General features: G+C 67.1%; 10 protein-coding genes. 7 read left to right on the forward strand and 3 right to left on the reverse strand.

Translation table 11 applies throughout. The annotated features are described in order from the left end of the window. Positions 1–92: 92 nt before the first annotated feature. Together F0U60_RS47210 and F0U60_RS47215 are read right to left on the reverse strand one after the other, a co-directional pair. Positions 93–446 carry a hypothetical protein gene (locus F0U60_RS47210; protein WP_395810467.1) on the reverse strand — a complete coding sequence of 118 codons (354 nt, stop codon included), beginning with the start codon at positions 444–446 and terminating at the stop codon, positions 93–95. 159 nt (positions 447–605) lie between these two features. Beyond that, positions 606–5,087 carry a hypothetical protein gene (locus tag F0U60_RS47215; protein ID WP_395810469.1) on the reverse strand — a complete coding sequence of 1,494 codons (4,482 nt, stop codon included), beginning with the start codon at positions 5,085–5,087 and terminating at the stop codon, positions 606–608. Between the two features lie 691 nt (positions 5,088–5,778). Between F0U60_RS47215 and F0U60_RS47220 the strand changes: the two genes are divergently transcribed. The 4 genes from F0U60_RS47220 (at position 5,779) to F0U60_RS47235 (ending at position 17,688) form a co-directional block, all read left to right on the forward strand. After that, the gene (locus F0U60_RS47220) at positions 5,779–8,889 is read left to right on the forward strand and encodes a tetratricopeptide repeat protein (protein WP_395810471.1); all 3,111 of its coding nucleotides are present in this window, start codon (positions 5,779–5,781) and stop codon (positions 8,887–8,889) included. A gap of 1,403 nt (positions 8,890–10,292) precedes the next feature. Then, entirely contained in the window at positions 10,293–13,400 is a 3,108-nt protein-coding gene (locus tag F0U60_RS47225; protein ID WP_395810473.1) for a tetratricopeptide repeat protein, read from the forward strand. Positions 13,401–13,690: 290 nt separating this feature from the next. Beyond that, the gene (locus tag F0U60_RS47230; protein WP_395810475.1) at positions 13,691–16,798 is read left to right on the forward strand and encodes a tetratricopeptide repeat protein; all 3,108 of its coding nucleotides are present in this window, start codon (positions 13,691–13,693) and stop codon (positions 16,796–16,798) included. Beyond that, the gene (locus F0U60_RS47235; protein ID WP_395810477.1) at positions 16,795–17,688 is read left to right on the forward strand and encodes an RNA polymerase subunit sigma-70; all 894 of its coding nucleotides are present in this window, start codon (positions 16,795–16,797) and stop codon (positions 17,686–17,688) included. Before F0U60_RS47230 ends, F0U60_RS47235 begins: the two co-directional genes overlap by 4 nt. Positions 17,689–17,774: 86 nt before the next feature. Here F0U60_RS47235 and F0U60_RS47240 read toward each other — a convergent pair whose 3' ends face one another. Then, positions 17,775–18,665 carry a zinc metalloprotease gene (locus tag F0U60_RS47240; protein WP_395810479.1) on the reverse strand — a complete coding sequence of 297 codons (891 nt, stop codon included), beginning with the start codon at positions 18,663–18,665 and terminating at the stop codon, positions 17,775–17,777. Positions 18,666–18,809: 144 nt separating this feature from the next. On the opposite strand from F0U60_RS47240, the gene F0U60_RS47245 reads away from it, so the two are divergent. The 3 genes from F0U60_RS47245 to F0U60_RS47255 all read left to right on the forward strand — a co-directional run bounded on the left by F0U60_RS47245 (position 18,810) and on the right by F0U60_RS47255 (position 22,528). Further along, on the forward strand, positions 18,810–19,931 hold the full coding sequence (locus tag F0U60_RS47245; protein ID WP_395810481.1) for a 5'-nucleotidase: 1,122 nt from the start codon (positions 18,810–18,812) through the stop codon (positions 19,929–19,931). A gap of 351 nt (positions 19,932–20,282) precedes the next feature. Continuing rightward, positions 20,283–21,530: a hypothetical protein gene (locus F0U60_RS47250; RefSeq protein ID WP_395810483.1), complete on the forward strand. Its 1,248-nt coding sequence runs from the start codon at positions 20,283–20,285 to the stop codon at positions 21,528–21,530. A gap of 20 nt (positions 21,531–21,550) precedes the next feature. Further along, on the forward strand, positions 21,551–22,528 hold the full coding sequence (locus F0U60_RS47255; RefSeq protein WP_395810485.1) for a hypothetical protein: 978 nt from the start codon (positions 21,551–21,553) through the stop codon (positions 22,526–22,528). Positions 22,529–22,540 lie beyond the last annotated feature (12 nt).

A 22,540-nucleotide genomic window follows, 5' to 3' on the forward strand; every position in this document is an offset into this window, starting at 1 on the left:
AGCGCCGTCCGTCAGGCGTGTACACATCCCAAGGAGCAGGCTCAGCCCCCGCTCCAGGAGAAGAGAGCGGGGGCTGCGTCAGAAGCGGGGACTCAATCCTCGGAGAGCTCGGGGCGCGGCATCGTCACCAGCGCGAGCTGCTTCATGATGCGCTCGAAGTGCAGGGCACAGGCGGCGAAGTTCATCCAGTCCACCGTGAACCACGGCGCGAGTCCATCCCTCAGCTCGGCCAGGGCGCCGGACTCCTTGCCCGTCCACAGAGAGGCCACTTCCTTCTGGGCCTTCTCGCTGATCTTCTGGCCCGGCTGGGGTGCATTGGGCATGTGGGCTGAGCCGATCTTCTCGATGCGATCGACAATCGCCTTGAGCACGTCGGGCGTCACGCCCTCGGCCCGGAGGCGATACGCCATGCCCAGCGAGAAGTACCCGTTGATACCCTCTCGCATCGAGCCCTCGGGGCTCAATGGCCCCTCCTTCAGGTACTCCCGTGGATGAATAGTGGAAAATTCACTTGGCTGCATGGATGACTCCTTACATGAACATGGTCGTGTCGGTAGAGGGCTGACGGGTACAACCGCCGAGTGCCAGCAACAAGGTCGTCAGGGCTACTCGAGGATAGCGACGAGATCTCCCTTACCGCAAAAGAAGTCCGTGTTCCCATTGACGATGTCCAGGTGGTTGATCCATCCGGTTTTGCCTTCCCATGGGTCGGTGAGGAGGTACTGGCGGGCATTACCCTGGCCGCGCACGTCGGTCAGTATCATCGCGTGCGAGGCGCGGGGGGCTGGGGGGAGGGTGGGCCACGCCACCACGATGGGGACGTCCTCCCCGTTGCGCAGCAGCTCGTCGGCGCGGTCCATCACGACGGAGCGGACCGGCGCTGCGATGGATGGGGGCAGCCCGTCGGGAATGTCGAGCCGGTTATAGGTCTTGTTGGTGTACTTGCCCACCATGTTGTTGAGCGTGTTGCCCGCCCCTAGCCCCATACCCTCACCACCGGTCCGGTAGGGGTCGCGTTTTTTGGCAATACCGCCGTTGGCCTTGAGGATGGCGCGCTGCTCTCTCGTAAGCTTCCCCCTAGAATTGGAGGTGTGGATGGGCTTCTTGTGCCCCGCGAGCGCGTAGATGGGGTCGGCGTCCGCCCGGGCGATCTGCATCGTGGCGGGGACGCACGACGTGGTGTAGCGCTGCTGGAGGGCGTTGGTAATGCCGTCCAGGTCGATGAAGGTGGATTTGCGGACTAGCTCATCACGGGGCATGCCCTTGATCTGCGCGGCGTAGTTGAGCACCTTCTGCATCTCAGAGGTGGGTAGACCCACAAGGCTGCGGGCCTTGTCCCAGAAGCCCGCCGGGCTGGTCAGCTCTTCCTTGCGCGCGGCGACCGCCTTGAGGATGAGGGCGCGCTCGGTCTGCACGTCAGCGCCATTCGCTTCTCTCACGTTGTCGCGCGAGCCGCCGTAGTCGAGCGTCTTCTTGAGCTGCTCGTACTCGGACGATGGCATGGAGCTCATCGCCTGGGCCGCGTTGAGCGCCTGATTCTTGCCGAGCACGCCCTCGGCCCCCTCGGAGCTGCCGGTCCGTTCCCGCGCCACACCATTCGTGAGCGTGTGGATGACGTCGTTAGTGATGCGGTCGGGATGAGTGTCCTGCAGCGTCTTGAGCTCAAGATAGGTCGAGAGCGCACGGTCCGGATTCGTCGAGGAGGGCGAGGAGAACATTGTCCGGAGATAGGCCTCCTCCTGCGTGCGCGTGGCGGGGTCCATCTTCGCCAAGCGAGTATTCATCCGCACGAGGTCATTGGCTGGGATGGTGCCCTGGGGAAGTGTAGCGAGGGTCTGCTGCAGCGTCGGCCGAGTGGTTGGTCCTTTTCTCCCAGGAGCCGGTGTGCCCCCCGGGGTGCTGGGGAGATCGGACCGTCCCGACCGCGATGGGCCACCCTCCGAAGGCGTCACGGGAACAAGATGGCCCGTGGCGAAGCTCACCCGGTACTCCTTGGGCCGAGGACGATTCGTCACCGTGTTCCCAGGTGGTTTCGCGGACTGCTCCGGCCCTCCCGTATTCGTGTTACCCGACTTCCGCGCGGGCTTGTCCGCCCCACCCGTCGGCGTGTTGCCCGTTGAGCCGCTGGGGCCCGTCGAGCCATTGGATCCACCCTTTGAGCCATTGGTTCCACCCGTCGAGCCATTGCTCCCCGACGCTCCGTCGCTGCCCCCTCGCCGCTTCTCGCCCCCCAGGCTGATGGTGGTGCCGCCGTTGCCGTTGCCTCCCTCCGCCGTCACGTCGCGGTGCCGCGCGTTGATTTCGGCGTCCACCACTACCAGCTTCCCCCCAAACCCGGCTTCGCGGTCCTTGAAGCTTCCCGTGGTGACTTTCGCTTCCTTCTTCAAGTCCTCGAAGGCGCTCTCGAACTTGCCTCCCTTCAACTTATCCGTCACCGACTTCACTTCCTCATCGCTCAGCCCGCTCACCTCCGCCGTGAAGAACCGACCGTGCTCCCCCGCGTCCACCGAGCCTTCCACGGTGATGCTCGTCTCCGAGGGCCCCGCCGCCGCGTCGCTCTCGCCTCCCGTCAGCAGCGCCAGCACGTCCTTGCCCTCCAGCTTGCTCGCATCCAGTGGCGTCTTCGTCTCGATACTCACCGAGCCGCTGACCTCTCCGCCCATGTTGAGGTCCGCCTTGTCCTTGAGCCCCGTGGCCACTCCCGCCGCTCCCGAGCCCGAGAACTCCGCCGTCTTCACCAGGTTCGTCGGCTTGCCCTTGTCGAACTCCAAACGCAGGCTCCCCGTCGCCTCCAGGCTGGCCGAAAACTCCGCTCCTCCCGTGCCGGCCTTCCCTCCCACACCCGCCTCCACCTGCCCCGTGACGTTCGCCTCCACCGCCGACAGGTGCTCCATGAGGAACTTGTGGTCCTCACCTCCCGACGCGAATGCCGCGGGCCCCTTGCCCAGAATGAGGGCCGCCCTCGACGCCTCCTCCGGCGTGTTGAACTTCCACTCCATTCGCCCACCGGCACCCAACGACGCCGAGCCCAGCAGGCCCACCCCCACGTCCGCCGTCACCTCCGCCGACAGCTGGTACTTTCCGTCCTCCGTGCGCTCGATTCCGACCTCCCCCTCGATGCCCACCTTCGGCCCCACCTTGACGTCCAGGTTTCCACTGAGCGTCAGCGAGTCTCCCGCGCTGTTGAGCTTCTTGATTTCGTCCGTCAGCGCTTCTTCCAGCGGCGCCGTCACGAAGTCGGCGGCGCCGTCCACGGCTTCGCCCGCCGTGTCCGCCAACTCCTTCAGCCCGTCGCCAATGGAGTCCGTCGCGTCCTCGTACCAGGGGAGCTGACGCTCCTTGTCCAGCTGCCGGGGCTCCTTGCCTGGCACCCGCTTGCCGTCCGCGCCCACCTCGAAGGCGACGTGGTCATACTTCCACCGGTTGTCGCTGGCCTCTTGGAGGCCCTTCACCTCGGTGGGCTGGTGCTTCAGCTGATACTGGCCGTGGCCGTCCACCGTGCCGGAGGACTTGGACACCGTCTGCGAGCGCCTCGCATGGCCCTCGCCGAAGAGGCTTCCGTCCGGGTCATACCCCGTCACCGTGGTGCTCTTGTTGACGGTGCCGGGCGTCTTCGGGGTGAGGGCCGGCAACGTGTCGGTGGCGGCGGCTCCCTTCGGCCCGCGCGTCACCTCCTCATGGTTGCGCACCACCTGCACGCCGTTGCCATTCTTGTCTGACTTCAGCGCCTCGGTGGCCACCGAGTCCGTCTTCCTCGTGGAGACGGCGGGCTCTCCCTTCGCATTGAAGAGCGTCTCCTCCGTGATGGTGAGGCTGGACTCCCCGGGCTTCAGGGAAGTGGGGGCGTTGTTCGTCCGGTGGTGGTCCTCCCCCTTGGCCGCATTGCTCAGGGCCGAGCCCTGGTCGGACTCGAAGGCGATTACGTCACCGGCCTTGAAGCCCGGTGTATGGATTTCCGTCGTCTTCACCTCCTTCGTCGGCAGGCCCTGCGCGTTGAATTGCGTCTCCGTCTTCACCGTCGCCGGGCCCTGCGGCGTACCTTTCCGCCGCGCCACCTCCGCCGGCGGCTTCTCCATGTGCACCTCCTCCGTGCGCGAGCGCGGCACGGGAGGAGACTTGGTGGCGTCGTACCTCGTGGTGGACGTGGTGGTGGTGGCCCCCGTCTCCGGGTGCTGCTCCGTCTGGCTCTTGCGCGACTCCAGCCCCGTCGCCCTGCCCTGCGCATCCGAGGACTTCGTCCACGTCGTCTCGAGCGTGCCACCCGACTTCGTCGGCTCCTTCACCGTCACCGTGGAGGTGAAGCTGCCGTCGGGCTTGATGGTGACGGTGTTTCCGCCCGCCGCGTCCGACAGCACCGTCTCTCCCGTGCTGGCGTTCTTCTTCACCTGGTACTTCGTGCCCGTGGACGGGTCCCTGTACGTCTTACCCGCCAGCTTGGTGGCTTCCCGCACATCCTTGGCGTCCACGAAGTCGAGGGACTCGGGAGGCTTCTCCCCCTTCACCGGCTTGCGCGCGGGCTCGGACTTCACCGGCGCGGCGGTGCCCAACAGCTTCTCCAGCTCCGCCTTGCGGCTGGTGCCCTCGAAGGCCGAGGCCAGCTCATTGGCCTTCGGCTTGACTCTGTCAATCTCCTTCTGGCTGAAGGGCGGCTTCTTCTTCTCCTGCGTGGCCAGCGTGTTCGCCTTCACCATGGCTTCCTGGGCCCGCTTCGCCGTCAGCGCCACCTTCTCCTCGGCCTCCTGGAGCTTCTTCTCCGCGGCGATGGCATTCTTGGTGGCCTGCTGGCGATTCTCCTCGGCGGTTTCGGCGTCCTTCTTGGACTTCCGCGCGGCCTCGGGTGTCTGCCCTGGCTTCTGCGCGGCCTTCTTCGCGTCAGCGGCCGCCTTCTCCGCCGCGGCCTTCTTCTCGCGCGCGGCTTCGGCCTCCTTTCGCGCGGCTGCCTCGGCCCGGCGCGCTTTCTCCGCCGCCTCCGCGGCTCGGCGCGCGGCCTCCGCTTGCTGGCGAGCCGCATCGGCGCCACTCCCGTTATTGGCTGTATTCACCCCTGACTTGCCAGAACCACCACTGGCTGGTGCCACGAGCCCCATGGTTAATCCCTTTCCTGGTTGGAATTGATATTTATTTGTCGAGCGGAGGCAAACAGATGTTTCCTCCATTGATTTTCATGGCATTTCCGATGGACCGACAGGAAATGCAAAAAGACATGCACGGCCGCGCCGCGACCCTGCAAACATTTGACATGGCATCAAAGGAACATCTCAATGGAAGCAAGCAATGGCCTCCACTGCCCCCATGACACTTCCAACGAGCTGACAAGCGATGAAATCCTTGGACCTGCTCCGAGAGCCCGTGGAGGTCCCCTCTCCCCCTGGGAGAGGGCTAGGGTGAGGGTCTTCGTCTTCCCCCTGGAGTGCGTCATCACACGGGTGCGCGAGACAGCGGGCGGCGATGCGGCACGGACGTCCCGCGATTCGCAGCGGGGCGAGGAACACGGAGCTGAAATACCCTCACCCCGACCCTCTCCCAGAGGGAGAGGGAGGATGTGCACGTCTCCTCTACGGGATTCCCGTCACACCTTGGGCGGGAGCCTGGCCCGTGCGGCAGCGGCAACAGAGCGGAGGTACCAGCAGGCTTCAAAAATTCAGGCAGACGCATCTCCACTCCGCGCGTACGGCAACCAAGCAAGGGCTGCTCCGGGCTTTCGGGGGTAAAAGAGGGAATGACCCGACGCGCGTCCCAAAAAATCTTTCGGTCGCTCGCGTGGCGAACTCTCACCCTATGAAAACGTGCCCCCAAGAAACGACGCTGAGTGATTTCCTGGCGGGGTTGCTCTCCGAGGAGCACAGAGGCCACGTCCTGGCTCACGTGGAGCACTGTGCCGACTGCCAGTGGGTGCTGGCCGCGGGTGATGGCGCTCCGGCGGCCCTCGTCAGCCCTTCGGAGGCTCTCGCCGACACGCTCTCCCCGCCGCTGCTGGCCCCCGGCTCCTCCGTCTCCCGTTACGTGGTGCGTGAGCGCCTCGGCTCCGGCGCCATGGGCGTCGTTTACTCCGCGGATGACCCGGAGCTGGGCCGCCGCGTCGCCCTCAAGGTGCTGCGTCCTGAAGGACACCACCGCGAGGAGCTGCAGCAGCGGCTGCTGCGCGAGGCCCAGTCCCTGGCTCGCCTCTCCCATCCCAACGTCGTCACCCTCTATGACGTGGGCACCTACGGCGACGGCATCTTCCTCGCCATGGAGTTGGTGGACGGCTCCACCCTGGCCGAGTGGATGAAACACCCTCGTCCCTGGCGCGACGTTCTCCGCGTCTTCCTCGACGCCGGGCGCGGACTGGCCGCCGCTCACGCCGCCGGTCTGGTGCACCGCGACTTCAAGCCCGCCAACGTCCTGCTGGGGCGCGATGGCCGGGTGTACGTCACGGACTTCGGCATCGCCCGTCTCCTCCACCAGGAGGACGGCCCCTCTCCGCCGGTGAGCCCCGAGGCCCCTGTCACCCCCACCAACCCCCTCACCCGAACGGGCTCCGTGCTGGGCACGCCCGCCTACCTCGCTCCGGAGTTGCTGCGCGGCCAGCGCGCCGACGCTCGCTCCGACGAGTTCAGCTTCTGCGTGGCCCTCTACGAGGCCCTCTTTGGCCTGCGTCCCTTCCAGGGAGACACCCTGCGGGAGCTGGCCGACGCCATGCAGCAGGGCCAGGTGTCTCCACCGGAGCGCGAGGTGAAGGTGCCTTCCTGGGTGCGGCGCGCGGTGCTCCGGGGGCTACGCGCCAATCCCGACGAGCGCTTCCCCTCCATGGAGCCCCTGCTCTCAGCCCTCAACCCTCCCCGGCGGATGCTCATGCGCGTGGTGGCCGCGGCCACCGCGGCCAGCGTTCTGGGCGCCCTTGCCGCCTACGGGGTGACGCAACGTCGCGAGGTGCGCTGCGAGCAGGAGGTGGAGAAGCTCGCGGCCGCCTGGAGCCCCTCGCGGCGTGAGCGGGTGCGTGCCGCCTTCCTCGCCACCGGCGCCCCCTACTCCGCGTCCGCCTGGGAGCGGGTCTCGGCGGCGTTGGATGCCTACGCAGACCAGTGGCGCACGCTGCGGACCGAGGCCTGCCTGGCCGCAGGCCGTGACACCTCGAACGCCACCGCCTGGCAGACCGCCGCGTGCCTCGACACGCGCCTCTGGCAGCTCGCCGCCACCACCGAGGTTCTGGAGAAGGCGGATGTGCTGACGGTGCAGAACGCGCCCCAACTGACGGCCTCCCTCGAGGGGCTCGCCGGCTGCCGGGACTCTCCCGGCCTCTCCAGCCGCCCTCAGCCGCCCGACGACCTCCGCCCCCGCGTGGATGCGGCACGACACAAGCTCGCCCAGGCCCGGGCTCACATCGTCGCGCGCCGCTACCCCGACGCCCTCGCGGTGACGTCGGCTCTCCTCGAGGAGCTCAAGGGGCTCGACTACAAGCCCCTGACGGCGGAAGTGCTCCTGACCCACGGCACGAGCCTCGGGGAGAACGACAAACCGAAGGAGGCGGAGGATTTCACCTACCAGGCGCTATGGGCTGCCGAGGCCGGGCGTGACGACGAGACCGTGGCGCGCGCCTGGTTGGAGCTCATCTGGGTGGTGGGCGAGTTGCTGTCCCGACCCGCGGACGCGGAGAAGCTCGTCCGTCACGCCCAGGCCGCCGTTGAGCGACTGGGGCGCGAGCGCTTCCCGGACATCACGACGGAACTGCATCTCCGCCTGGCTTCGCTGAGAGATCGGCAAGAAAAGCTCGCCGAGGCGGAGCAAGAGGCGCTCCAGGGCCTGGAGTTCTCGCGCAGGAGGAATGGCCCGGACAGCCTCCGTACGGCCAGCCTCCTCCATGTGCTCGGCCGGATCCGCTTTACCCAGCACCGCTATAAGGAGTCGCTGGAGTCCCACCTTCAGGCCCTCGAGATGAACAAGCGCCTGCTGGGCCCCGACAACCCGGCCCTCATCGTTTCCTACGACAGAGTCGCCTCGGCCTACTCGCGGTTGGGCCGGCGCGCCGAGTCCATCGACATCCAGCGCAGAGCCCTGGCCCTCCAGGAGGCGGCTCCCGTCCCCGAAAACACCGTCCTCGCGGGCCTGCTCCTGAACCTCGCCGTGGACCTGCGCGCTCAGGGCCAACTGGAGGAGGCAAAGCCCCTGCTCGAGCGGGCGCGCACCCTCTTCGAGGGCGCCCGTGGACCCAATCACTTCATGGTCGTCCAGACAATCGTGGAGCAAGCGATGGTGTACGGCGATGCGGGCCAACACGACAAGACGATCGCCCTCACCACCGAGGCCCTGGAGCGTATCCAACGTTCGATGGGCCCGGAGACACCGCGCGCCACCTTTCCACTGATGATCCGGGGGTATGCGAACCTGTTCTCGGCTCACTACCCCCAGGCACGGCGCGACCTGCTGGACGCGCTGAAGCGGATGGAGAAGTCACAAGGCCCAGATGGGGCGGGCGCGGTGTCGGTGCTACTCCCCCTGGCCGAGGTGGCCCTTGAAACCAGAGCTCCGAAGGAGGCGCTCGAGCACTGCGAGCGTGCGCGGAAGCTCACCGAGAAGGCCGATGGCTTGGAGTCCGAGGAGGGAGCCAGCGTCCTGACCTGTACCGGGGAGGCGTATCTGGCGCTGGGCGCCACGGACAAAGCCGTACCGCTCCTCGAGCGCGCCTGGCACATCCTCAACCAAGAGGGCAAACACGGAGACCCGTTGGTCGTCAGCAAGACCGCCTTCGTGCTGGCCCGAGCGCTCATGGAAACGCGCCCCTCCCCAGACCGGGCACGTGCGCTCGCGATGGCAGAGGAAGCCCGGACGCGGCTGGAGTCCGTGGGCGTCCGGGGCCAGATGGATCTCCAGAAGGTGCTCGCATGGCAGCGGCGTGAGGGGAAGCGCTAAGAGGCGCCGCTCCAGTTCACGCGGAGTCGAGACCTCAATCTCAAAATTCCGTGATGCGGTCTGTGCCGCGGTGCGAAGGGACGTCGCCTTCGCCATATCAGCGCTGGTGTGGAACCGCTGGAATGGAAACGGCCCAATCACCGCGAGGGTGACTGGGCCGCCAGCCTGGGGCTCCGTCAATGCCCAACCCAGGCGAGTACCGTCAGGTGCGGTGCGCCGGCCGGGGGCGAATTGGCAGCTCGAACGTGTCCCGATGGCGGTCGGTGTTGGCTTTGGCTTTGGCTTTGGACGCGCTCCCCGGACTGGACGTCATGCTGTTGCCACCGGGACTTTTTGGCTCCTTTGGCTTGCTTGGTTTCGTGGGAGGCTTATGCTTGGGAGGGGTGGGGCGTGCGGGGTAATCAGGAGGGAGTAGCCTGGACATCGTCGTCTCCTTATTAGCGCACATCGTGTGCGCATGGTGATACGGTGAGAGGGAAAATCCGGTTACGGTCAAAGCACAGGAAGGATTGGGGCACTGTTGATATTGAAATCTCCAGAGATGAGAGTGAGAGGGGAAGCGAGAAAGGCTGACAACTGCTCTATTTATCGGCCCCACGAATAAAGTGTTGCATGCTACCGTTGAGTTCGTTCCGAGGCAGGAATGGTTCGCCACCTCGCTCCGGAGTTGCCGCAGGGCCAGCGCGCCGACGCGCGCTCGGACGAATTCAATCGGCGCCACTCCCGTTATTGACTGTATTCACCCCTGACTTGCCAGAACCACCACTGGCTGGTGCCACATGCCCCATGGTTAATCCCTCCCTGGCTGGAATCGATATTTCTTTGTCGAGCGGAGGCTAACAGATGTTTCCTCCATTGATTTTCATGTCATTTTCGATGGGCCGACAGGAAACGCAGACAAAGACATGCACGGCCGCGCCGCGACCCCGCAAGCCTTTGACATAAGCAAAGGCTCCCACTGCCCCATGACACTTCCAACGAACTGACAAGCGATGGCTAGAACAGACAGGGCCATGGCACGGCCGTGCCAGCAGTGAGGGGCTTCCCCCTGGAGTGCGTCATCACACGGGTGCGCGAGACAGCGGGCGGCGATGCGGCACGGACGTCCCGCGATTCGCAGCGGGGCGAGGAACACGGAGCTGAAATACCCTCACCCCGACCCTCTCCCAGGGGGAGAGGGAGTTTGCGGCGGAGGTACCAGCAGGCTTCAAAAATTCAGGCAGGCGCATCTCCACTCCGTGCGTGTGGCAACCAAGCAAGGGCTGCTCCGGGCTTTCGGGGGTAAAAGAGGGAATGACCCGACGCGCGTCCCAAAAAAGATATTTCGGTCGCGCGCGTGCGTTACCACCGTGCCACGCCTCTGACACACCGGACACCACGTACGCCTCACGAACTCTCACCCCATGAAAACGTGCCCCCAAGAAACGACGCTGAGCGACTTCCTGGCGGGGTTGCTCTCCGAGCAACACAGGGCTCACGTCCTGGCGCACGTGGAGCACTGTGCCGACTGCCAGTGGGTGCTGGCCGCGGGTGAGGGTGCTCAGGCCCTCGCTAGCCCCTCAGAGGCGCTCGCCGAGGAACGCTCCCCGCCCCTGCTGGCCCCCGGCTCCTCCGTCTCCCGTTACGTGGTGCGCGAGCGCCTCGGCTCCGGCGCCATGGGCGTCGTTTACTCCGCGGATGACCCGGAGCTGGGCCGCCGCGTCGCCCTCAAGGTGCTACGTCCTGAAGGACACCACCGCGAGGAATTGCAGCAGCGGCTTTTACGCGAGGCCCAGTCCCTCGCCCGCCTCTCCCACCCCAACGTCGTCACCCTCTATGACGTGGGCACCTACGGCGACGGCATCTTCCTCGCCATGGAGCTGGTGGACGGCACCACCCTGGCCGAGTGGATGAAACACCCTCGTCCCTGGCGCGACGTGCTCCGCGTCTTCTTCGACGCCGGGCGCGGACTGGCCGCCGCGCACTCCGCCGGCCTGGTCCACCGCGACTTCAAGCCCGCCAACGTCCTGCTGGGGCGCGATGGCCGGGTGTACGTCACGGACTTCGGCATCGCCCGCTTGCTCCACCAGGAGGACGGCCCCTCGCCGCAGGTAAGCCCCGAGGCCTCTGCCACCCCCACCAGCCCCCTCACCCGAACGGGCTCCGTGCTGGGTACGCCCGCCTACCTCGCTCCGGAGTTGCTGCGCGGCCAGCGCGCCGACGCTCGCTCCGACGAGTTCAGCTTCTGCGTGGCCCTCTACGAGGCCCTCTTCGGCCTGCGTCCCTTTCAGGGTGACACCCTGCGGGAGCTGGCCGATGCCGTGCAGCAGGGCCGGGTGACTCCCCCCGAGCGCGAGGTGAAGGTGCCTTCCTGGGTACGGCGCGCGGTGCTCCGGGGGCTACGCGCCAATCCCGACGAGCGCTTCCCCTCCATGGAGTCCCTGCTGTCGGCCCTCAACCCGCCCCGGCGGATGCTCACGCGCGTGGTGGCCGCGGCCACCGCGGCCGGCGTGCTGGGCGCCCTTGCCGCCTACGGGGTGACGCAACGGCGTGAGGCTCGCTGCGAGCAGGAGGTGGAGAAGCTCGCGGCCGCCTGGAGCCCCGCGCGACGTGAGCGGGTACGTGCCGCCTTCCTCGCCACCGGCGCCCCCTACGCCGCTCCGGCCTGGGAGCGCCTCTCGTCCGCGCTGGACGCCTACGCAGACCAGTGGCGCACACTGCGGACCGAGGCCTGCCTCGCCGCGGGCCGTGACACCTCGAACGCCTCCTCCTGGCAGACGGCCGCATGCCTCGACACGCGCCTCTGGCAGCTCGCCGCCACCACCGAGGTTCTGGAGAAGGCGGACGTGCTGACGGTGCAGAACGCGCCCCAACTCATGGCCTCCCTCGAGGGGCTCGCCGGCTGCCGGGACTCTCCCGGCCTCTCCAGCCGCCCTCAACCCCCCGACGACCTCCGCCCCCGCGTGGATGCGGCACGACACAAGCTCGCCCAGGCCCGGGCTCACATCGCGGCGCGCCGCTACCCCGACGCCCTCGCGGTGACGTCGTCTCTCCTCGAGGAGCTCAAGGGGCTCGACTACAAGCCCCTGGCGGCGGAGGTGCTCCTGACCCACGGCACGATCCACGGGCAGAACGACAAACCGAAGGAAGCGGAGGAGTTCCTCTACCAGGCGTTGTGGGCCGCCGAGGCCGGGCGTGACGACGAGACCGTGGCGCGCGCCTGGTTGGAGCTCATCTGGGTGGTGGGCGAGTCGCTGTCCCGCACCGCGGACGCGGAGAAGCTCGTCCGTCACGCCCAGGCCGCCGTTGAGCGACTGGGGCGCGAGCGCTTCCCGGACATCACGACGGAACTGCACATCCGCCTGGCTTCGCTGAGAGATCAGCAAGAAAAGCTCGCCGAGGCGGAGCAGGAGACGCTCCAGGGCCTGGAGTTCTCGCGCAGGAGGGATGGCCCGGACAGCCTCCGCACGGCCAGCCTCCTCCACGTGCTCGGCCGGATCCGCTTTACCCAGCACCGCTATGAGGAGGCACTGGAGCTCCATCTCCAGGCCCTCGAGATGAACAAGCGCCTGCTAGGCCCCGACAACCCGGCCCTCATCGCCTCCTACGACAGAGTCGCCTCGACCTACACGCAGCTGGGCCGGCGCGCCGAGGCCATCGACATCCAGCGCAGAGCCCTGGCCCTCCAGGAGGTGGCTCCCGTCCCGGAGCACACCGTCCTCGCGACCCTGCTCCTGGGCCTCGCCGTGAACCTGCGCGCCCAGGGCCAACTGGAGGAGGCAAAGCCCCTGCTCGAGCGGGCGCGCACCATCTTCGAGGGCGCCCGTGGACCCAACCACTTCACGGTCGTCCAGACAATCGTGGAGCAAGCGATGGTGTACGGCGATGCGGGCCAGCACGACAAGACGATCACCCTCACCACCGACGCCCTGGAGCGCATCCACCTTTCGATGGGCCCGGACACACCGCGCGCCACCCTGCCCCTGATGATCCGGGGGTATGCGAACCTGTTTTCGGCTCGCTACCCCGCGGCACGGCGCGATCTGCTGGACGCACTGAAGCGGATAGAGAAGTCTCAAGGCCCGGATGGGGCGGGCGCGGTGCCGGTGCTACTCCCCCTGGCCGAGGTGGCCCTTGAAACCAAGGCGCCGAAGGAGGCACTCGAGTACTGCGAGCGTGCGCGGAAGCTCACCGAGAAGGCCCAGAGCGCGGAGTCCGAGGAGGGAGCCAGCGCCCTGACCTGTACCGGAGAGGCGTATGTGGAGCTGGGCGCCGCGGACAAGGCCGTACCGCTCCTCGAGCGCGCCTGGAGCATACTCACCCAAAACGGTGAACTCGGAGACCCGTTGGGTACCGCCAAAACAGCCTATGTGCTGGCCCGAGCGCTCATGGAAACGCGCCCCTCCCCGGACCGGGCGCGTGCGCTCGCGATGGCCGAGGAGGCCCGGACGCGGCTGGAGTCCTTGGGCGACCGGGGCCAGATGGGTCTCCAGAAGGTGCTCGCCTGGCAGCGGCGTGAGGGGAAGCGCTGAGCGAGGGGCGGGACCGTGGGGCATGCATCCACGCTCTCCATGGGAAAGACATGCACGGCCGCGGCCGGTGAGGAAGGAGCGACGGGGCGAGGGATACCAGCGGACTTCAAAAATTCAGGCAGGCTCATCTCCACTCCGTGCGTGAAACAGCCAGGGCTCACCCTGGAGCATTCGGGGGTAAAAGAGGAAATGACCCGGTCGGCGTCCCAAAAAATCTTTCGGTCGCTCGCGCGGCCCCCCTCTGCCTCTGAGACATTGGAAAACAAGAACTCCTCGTGGAATCCCACCCCTTGAAGACGTGCCCCCAAGAAACGACGCTGAGCGACTTCCTGGCGGGAGTGCTCTCCGAGGAGCACAGAGGTGCAGTCCTGGCTCACGTGGAGCACTGTGCCGACTGCCAGTGGGTGCTGGCCGCGGGTGAGGGTGCTCGGGCCCTCGTCAGCCCTTCGGAGGCCCTCGCCGACGCGCTCTCCCCGCCGCTGCTGGCCCCCGGCTCCTCCGTCTCCCGTTACGTGGTGCGCGAGCGCCTCGGCTCCGGCGCCATGGGCGTCGTTTACTCCGCGGATGACCCGGAGCTGGGCCGCCGCGTCGCCCTCAAGGTGCTGCGTCCTGAAGGACACCACCGCGAGGAATTGCAACAGCGGCTTCTGCGCGAGGCTCAGTCCCTGGCCCGCCTCTCCCACCCCAACGTCGTCACCCTCTATGACGTGGGCCCCCATGGCGACGGCATCTTCCTCGCCATGGAGCTGGTGGACGGCTCCACCCTGGCCGAGTGGATGAAAGCGCCTCACCCCTGGCGCGAGGTGCTGCGCGTCTTCCTCGACGCCGGACGGGGACTGGCCGCCGCTCACGCCGCCGGCCTGGTGCACCGCGACTTCAAGCCCGCCAACGCCCTGCTGAGCCGGGACGGTCGGGTGTACGTCACGGACTTCGGCATCGCCCGCCTGCTCCACCAGGAGGACGGCCCCTCTCCGCGGGCGAGCCCCGAGGCCCCTGCCACACCCACCAGCCCCCTCACCCGAACGGGCTCCGTGCTGGGTACGCCCGCCTACCTCGCCCCGGAGTTGCTGCGCGGCCAGCGCGCCGACGCTCGCTCCGACGAGTTCAGCTTCTGCGTCGCGCTCTACGAGGCCCTCTTCGGCGTGCGTCCCTTTCAGGGTGACACCCTGCGGGAGCTGGCCGACGCCATACAGCAGGGCCAGGTGACTCCGCCCGCGCGCGAGGTGAAGGTGCCCGCCTGGGTGCGGCGCGCGGTGCTCCGGGGACTGAAAGCCAATCCCGACGAGCGCTTCCCCTCCATGGAGCCCCTGCTCTCAGCCCTCAACCCTCCCCGGCGGATAGTCACGCGCGTAGTCGCCGCGGCCACCGTGGCCGGCGTGCTGGGCGCCCTTGCCGCCTACGGAGTGACCCAACGGCGCGAGGCGCGCTGCGAGCAGGAGGTGGAGAAGCTCGCCGCGGCCTGGAGCCCCTCGCGGCGCGAGCGGGTGCGTGCCGCCTTCCTCGCCACGGGCGCCCCCTACGCCGCTCCGGCCTGGGAGCGCCTCTCGTCCGCGCTGGACGCCTACGCCGACCAGTGGCGCACGCTGCGCACCGAGGCCTGCGTGGCCGCAGGCCGTGACACCTCGAACGCCTCCTCCTGGCAGACCGCCGCGTGCCTCGACACGCGACTCTGGCAGCTCGCCGCCACCACCGAGGTGCTCGAGAAGGCGGACGCGCTGACGGTGCAGAACGCGCCCCAACTGACGGCCTCCCTCGAGGGGCTCGCCGGCTGCCGGGACTCGCCTGGACTCTCCAGCCGCCCTCAGCCCCCCGACGACCTCCGCCCACGGGTGGATGAGGCACGGCAGAAGCTGGCTCAAGCCCAGGCCTATCTCGTGTCGCGCCGGTTCTCCGACGGCCTCGCGGTGACGTCGTCCCTCCTCGAGGAGCTCAAGGGGCTCGACTTCAAGCCCCTGGCGGCGGAGGTGCTCCTGACCCACGGCACGATCCACGGGCAGAACGACAAACCGAAGGAAGCGGAGGAGTTCCTCTACCAGGCCCTGTGGGCCGCCGAGGCCGGGCGTGACGACGAGACCGTGGCGCGCGCCTGGTTGGAGCTCATCTGGGTGGTGGGCGAGTCGCTGTCCCGCACCGCGGACGCGGAGAAGCTCGTCCGTCACGCCCAGGCCGCCGTTGAGCGACTGGGGCGCGAGCGCTTCCCGGACATCACGACGGGGCTGCACATCCGCCTGGCTTCGCTGAGAGATCAGCAAGGCAAGCTCGCCGAGGCGGAGCAAGAGGCGCTCCAGGGCCTGGAGTTCTCGCGCAGGAGGGATGGTCCGGACAGCCTCCGCACGGCCAGCCTCCTCCACGTGCTCGGCCGGCTCCGCATGCGCCAGCACCGCAACGAGGAGTCGCTGGAGCTCCACCTCCAGGCCCTCGAGATGCGTAAGCGCCTGCTGGGCGCTGACAACCCGGCCCTCGCGGTTTCCTACGACAGAGTCGCCTCGGCCTACCATCAGGTGGGCCGGCGCGCCGAGGCCGTCGACATGCTGCGCAAAGGCCTGGCCCTCCAGGAGGCGGCTCCCGTCCCGGAGCACACCGTCCTCGCGACCCTGCTCCTGGGCCTCGCCGTGCACCTGCGCGTCGAAGGCAAGCTGGACGAGGCGCGCTCCATGCTCGAGCGGGCGCGCCCCATCTTCGAGGGCGCCCGTGGACCCAACCACTTCACGGTCGTCCAAACGCTCGTGGAGCAAGCAATGGTGTACGGCGAGGCGGGCCAGCACGACAAGACGATCGCCCTCACCACCGACGCCCTGGAGCGCATCCAACGTTCGATGGGCCCGGACACACCACGCGCCACCCTGCCCCTGATGATCCGGGGGTATGCGAACCTGTTCTCGGCTCACTACCCCGAGGCACGGCGCGATCTGCTGGACGCGCTGAAGCGGATAGAGAAGTCGCAAGGCCCGGATGGGGCGGGCGCGGTGCCGGTGCTACTCCCCCTGGCCGAGGTGGCCCTTGAAACCAGAGCTCCGAAGGAGGCGCTCGAGTACTGCGAGCGTGCGCGGAAGGTCACCGAGAAGGCCGATGGCTTGGAGTCCCAGGACGGTGCCCAAGCCCTGACCTGTACCGGGGAGGCGTATCTGGCGCTGGGCGCCACGGACAAGGCCGTACCGCTCCTCGAGCGCGCCTGGCACATACACACCCAGGAGGGCAAACGCAGAGACCCGCTGGCTGTCAGCAAGACCGCCTTCGTGCTGGCCCGGGCGCTCCTGGAACAGCGCTCCGCTCCGGACCGGGCGCGTGCGCTCGCCATGGCCGAGGAAGCCCGGACGCGGCTGGAGTCCGTGGGCGTCCGGGGCCAGATGGATCTCCAGAAGGTGCTCGCCTGGCAGCGGCGTGAGGGGAAGCGATGAGCGAGGAACGAAAGACAGACGCCCTGGCAGCGCTGCTGCGGGAGCACGTGCCACAGGCGCAGCGCGCGGAGCTGGAGGCCGTGGAGGGGCTCGAGGCGCTGCTGCGCAAGCACGTCGAGGCGGCCCGGGCCGCGTGGCCCACGGTGTCGCTCCCAGTCGAGGCCTTCGTGCGACACCTGGCCCGGCACCTGCCCGCGGGAAAAGCCTCGGAGGTGATGCGCATCCTCCACGGTGCCGACCTGTACCTCGCGTGCGCCTGCGCCACCGGGGAGCCCGCGGCCCTCCGGGCCTTCGAGCAGAACATCCTCCGGTACATCCCCGCCCGGCTCGGGGCGTTGTCACCGAGCATGGTGGAGGAGGTGCTGCAGGTGCTCCGCGAGCGGCTGCTGGTGGGCACCGAGGAGGCGCCTCCCAAGATTGAGAGCTACGGGGGCCGGGGGCCGCTGCTGACCTGGGTGAGCATCACCGCCGCACGCATTGCCGGCGAGCTGGTGGACCGCAACGGGCGCGAGCTCCTCGTCACCGAGCCCCCGGAGGCGTTCGCGCGGATGCTGGCCTCGGGCAACCCGGAGCACGAGCTGCTCCGCGAGGACGCGCGCCAACACCTCGTCGAGGTGCTCCAGAAGGCGGTGGCGGCGCTCTCCGAGAGAGATCGCACCCTGCTGCGCCTGCACCACTTCCATGGCCTCACCATGGACCGGCTCGCGGTGATGTACGGCGACTCACGCTCCGGCGTGGCGCGCAAGGTCGCCAGTGCCCGCGAGCAGCTGCTCGAGCGCGTCCGTGCGGAGCTGTCCTCTCGGCTGAAGCAGGGCTCCCTCGAGATGGAGAGCCTCCTGGGGCTGGTGCGCAGCCAGCTGGATATCAGCATCTACCGGATGCTGGGCTGAAACGCCAAAGACAAACAGCGGGCCCCCACGCGCGTGGGAGGCCCGCTGCTCATGTCCGGAACGAGAAGTGTGCCGGTCCGGGGCGACTACTTGCCCGCGCGGTACGAGGTCCACATGCTGTTCATGCGGCTGTTCTGCCCCGCGCTGAACGTGTTCATGCAGGAGTCGTAGGTGTAGTCCATGAAGTTGGTGATGGGATCCACGCCGGTCGAGGTACACGTGTCGCGGCCGGTGGGGCACCCGGAGGCCGACGAGGCCTCGTACGGCGTGTCGTTCACGCTGTCACCGGGGCTGGTGCAGCCGCCCTGGAACGTATGGTACAGGCCCATCCAGTGGCCGACCTCGTGGGTGCCGGTGTCGCCCTGGTTGTAGTTGGTGGACGAGCCGCCGGGCAGCGAGCTCTGGAGCACCACCACGCCGTCCTTCTTCGGGTTGCTGGCGTAGCTCCAGGGGAAGGTGGCCCAACCGAGCAGGCCGCCGCCCATGTTGTTGGTGTAGAAGTTGAGCGCGGTGGCGGTGCCCTTGCGCAGGGCGTTCTTCATGTTCGTTTCGCAGGTACCGCCCGTGCAGGTGTAGTACGTGGAGTTGTTGGTGTAGTCCGTCCCCGCCAGATAGAAGCTGAAGCCGGCCGACGCGTAGGCGTTGTTCAGGACGGTGATCTGGTTGTTGATCTGCGTCGTGGTCACCCCGCCGTTGCCGTTCGAGTCGCGGATGACGTGGAAGTACACGGGGATGGAGACGGCCATGGCGTGCACCTGCCCGGCCATCGCCTTCTTCACCTGCTCCGCCTCGAAGTGGGCCTCGATCCGCGCAACCTCCTCGGGCTCGAAATCAGGGTTGCCGCAGTTGCGGGGGTCCGCCACCGCCTCCGCGTCCACCATGTCAGAGGACCGCTCCGCCTCATCAATGGGGCCGCAGCCGGTCATCGCCGCGAGCGCACCGAAAGCCACAACCGTCTTCCCGAAAATCGTACGCATTGAAACGCCGCCTTTCCCGAGGGGGAGGCGCGACTTTTACAGGAATCCGATAAAATGATCAAATCTCAAGTTATAGGTTAAGGAAGAATTCCGAGCTTGCACGGGCAAACAAGTTTCAGTCGCAACGACTCTCCAGGAGAAGAAGTGAAGCCCCGATTCACACTGATGGTGATGACCTTGCTGCTGCTGATGCCCCTGGGGGCCCAGGCGGAGCCCCGGCGGCTGGTGCTGCTCTTCACGGGAGACAACCGGGGAGAGATTGCCCCGTGTGGCTGCAAGCAGGAGCCCCAGGGAGGGCTGGCCCGGAGGAAGACGGCCCTTGAGGCGGAGCGGGCCCGGGGCCTTCCGGTGGTGTTGATGGACGCGGGCAATGCGCTGTTCCGCGAGCCCACGCACCGGGAGGAGGCCCTGCTCCAACAACGGGCGGAACTGGTGCTCGAGCAGATGGAGGCGCAGGGCACGGCGGCCATGGCGGTGGGAGAGCGCGACCTGTCGCAGGGCCTGTCCTGGCTTCAGAAGGCCACGCGGGGGCGCAAGAAGATGAAGCTGCTGTCCGCCAACCTGGTGGACAAGGCGGGCAAGACGCCTTTCGCGGCCTCCACCGTGATGGAGGCCGGAGGACTGAAGCTGGGCGTGGTGGGAGTGTCCCCCGAGGGCACGCCGGCTGGAGAGCCCGGGCTGAAGGGCCGTCCGCCGGTCGAAACTGCGCTGGCCGAGGCCCGCCGGCTGCGCCAGACCAAGAAGGTGGACGTGGTGGTGGTGCTGGCAGCGGTGCCCTACCAACAGGCCGTGAAGATGGCCCTGCTGGCCGGGGACGCGGTGGACTTCGTGGTGCAGTCCCACGACGCGAAGGGCATCGGCATTGGCGAGCTGGTGGGCAGCCACACCGCCGTCTTCCCCGCGGGAGAGCTCGGGAAGCAGGTGACGCGACTGGAGCTGAGCGTGGACGGACCGGGACCCTCGGTGGACCTGGGCTCGGGGTCGCGGGCCCGCCAGCAGCTGCGCCTCGTGGAAAACAACCTCCAGCAGGCCCACGAGCGGCTGGCCAGCGCTCGGGACGAGCAGACGCGCGGCGAGCTCACCCGTACCATCGTGGAGCTGGAGGGCCGTCTGCGGCAGCTCGAGACGGAGCTGGACGTAAAGCCTCCCACCGGCGGGCGCGCGCACCAGCTCTCCTATGTCACCCTGGGCCTGGCGGTGCCGGATGATCCGATGCTGAAGCAGCGGGTGGAGCAGCTCCAGCCAAGCGGCGCTCCAGCGCCATAAACCGGTGAGTGTCAACGGAGTTGTCGCGAGAGTCTGACTGCAGCAGTCAGTCAGCCAAAACGAAGGTACTGCGGAGTGAGGTAGTCTCCACGGCTAATGGGTCTCCCTCCCTCCCTGTTGCGTCTTGGCATCGCAGTGAGCCTCTCGCTGCTGGCAGCCACTTGTGCCACCCCGCCCAGGCAGCCTCCAGGAGGGACGCAGATTTCACCATCCGCAAGCTCCGCCCACGCCCAGGGCCCGACTCAAAAGGCAGCGCCTCATCAACCACCGCATGAGCACCCCTCCGCAGTACGTGCCCGCAGCGCCCCCTCAGCCTCCCAGACTCCCACTCTTCCTGTTGGGATACGAGCGATGGAGAACGGGAGCGTCAAGGTGTTCCTGCCTCCGCGCCCTGTGCCTCCGTCTCTTGGAACCCTGAGCGTTACGGAAGCGCGCATCCTGCTCGAGACCCTGACGGCAGTGCAGCCATCTCCCGAACCTCGCCTCCGCCTGTTGGAGGTGGCTGGCCCGAGGCACCCGCCGCAATATGCCACCCAGCAGTTCCAGTTACAGGTGCGCAAGGAGTTTCTCGCCGGATTCGGGTCTGGCGTGTTGCCACTGCCGGATTCCGCCGAGGGGAGTCCTCTGTGGGCCGCCTTGAAGATGTCTCCTCGCTTCATGGGCGAGGGCGTCCGAGAAGCAGCCGAGGAACTCTTCAATTCGCCACTCTTCATCCACGGCGTGTACCTGTCCGTCATGCTGTATTTCTCCGCGTGGCTCATGCCCGAGCCCCTCTTCTCAAAAGCATTCGCGGCGACGTTGACGGTCAGGTTGGCGATGGTGGTGGGGTTGGTGGAGTTGGCGCGCGTGGCACAGGCGTGTCTGCGGCTTCACCAGGAGGCGCAGGCGGCGAGGTCGCCAGCGCAACTGGAGGCGGCCTCGGAGCACTTCGGAGCAGCAATAGGGGGCGTGGGCTTCCGGGTGGTGGTGTTGGTGGCCACCATGGGGATGGGGCGTCTGCTTCCGGATGTCCCGGCTGGGGGCATTGCCGGAGAGGTTCGTTCCTGGAGCGCAGCCCTGGCAAGAGGAGCCTCGGTAGGAACAGTCAGCACGGCGCAGGTGGTGGCGGATGGAACGATTGTTGTCACCGGAGTCTCGGCAGACCTCGCCATCTCGTCCACCTGCGTCAACATGGGCGTGTGCTCCATGGCGAGCAGTTCCAGTGGCAGAAGCCCGGCGCTCTCAACCCGCTATGGACCTCCGCATACTCGGAGCAACCCACCCCACAATGAAGCCATTGAGGATGAGCTCGCTTCCAGGGAGAGCGCCGGACATACCAGGCTCGATAAGAACAAGGTCCAGAGGGATTCCGCAGGTGATCGTGTCTTCGATACCAGACCCGTGAAGGGCACACGCTTCCGCAAGCCCGATGCGTCCTCGCTACGCCCCGATGGTGTACGACACAATACCAACTATGTTTCTAGTGCGAAGGACCTGCGGCGTGAGCTGGATGCGTTTGAAGCCATGTGCCGAGCAGACCCGGATGCCATTCACGAGCTTTACCTGCTCAATGGAACGCTCGTCCGGCGGTATGTGCCTCCCGGAGTTCAATACCCATAGCCAGGATTCTGGATCGACACATGGCGCGGGAAATCGACTTGGAGCAATGGCAGGCAGAGCTGGTTGACGCCTTCCACTGGGGAGAACAGGAGAGGGCGCGCACCCTGGTAGCGACATTGCGCGAGGCGCAGCCCAGAAGAGCGCAGCGCGTTCTGGAACACATGCTCCAGTCTCCCGACGGGAAGGTACGCCAGGCAGCGGCCTTCGGCCTGGGCGAGCTGGGTGGTTCCACGAGCGCCAAACGATTGGAGCAGCAACTCCTCCTGGAGGAGTCACGAGGGGACCACGACGCCTCGTCAGTCGTGCAAGTCATCACCCAGACACTCAGTCACCTCAAAAGCGCTAGCGCGAGGGCAACTCTCGTGCGCAGGCTGAATCGACTAGCCGCTGGCAAGCCAGTGGCGTCCGATGTGGATGACTTGACCTACGCAATCTGGCGCAAGCGTCATCCAGAGATGATCCACGCTGTTCGCGAGGCACTGGAGAGGATCGCCCCACCCGCCTCCGAGGGCCTGCAAGCCCTCCTCCGCTTGCTGGAGAGTTCCCCGGAACAGCTGCGAGCGTGGATCGAGGATGAATCAGTGCCTGTCGAGCAAAAAACCAAGGTCCTGACCATGCTGGATGAGGAGGTGCCAGATGAACTGGTCCCTTTGCTCCCCTCATTCATCTTCCTGGCCGGGTCCATCATCGAAGTGGCATCTACACGCAAGGGGCAGGAACGGCGTTTCTGTGATCGCCTCTTCACCCTGCTGCTCCTGCATCGCGAGCGCCTCTTTCCCGCGCTCCCATTCAAGGCTCGCACCGTGCTGCGCGAGGTGGCCCGGAGCATGGCCGCTGCACCAGAGGCTATCCGCATCATCAAGGCCGCGACCCTCCTTGAGTATGTGGGGCATAGAGAAGACGCCGATCTGCTGGCGGAACACAAACCTCGAGACGAGGTGCTTGGCAGGGTGTACGAGGATGCTGTCGAGGTACTGCGCAAGCTTCCCCATGATTGATGTCAGGAAGCT

Source organism: Archangium minus, assembly GCF_044360475.1.
Taxonomy (GTDB): Bacteria; Myxococcota; Myxococcia; order Myxococcales; family Myxococcaceae; genus Archangium; species Archangium minus.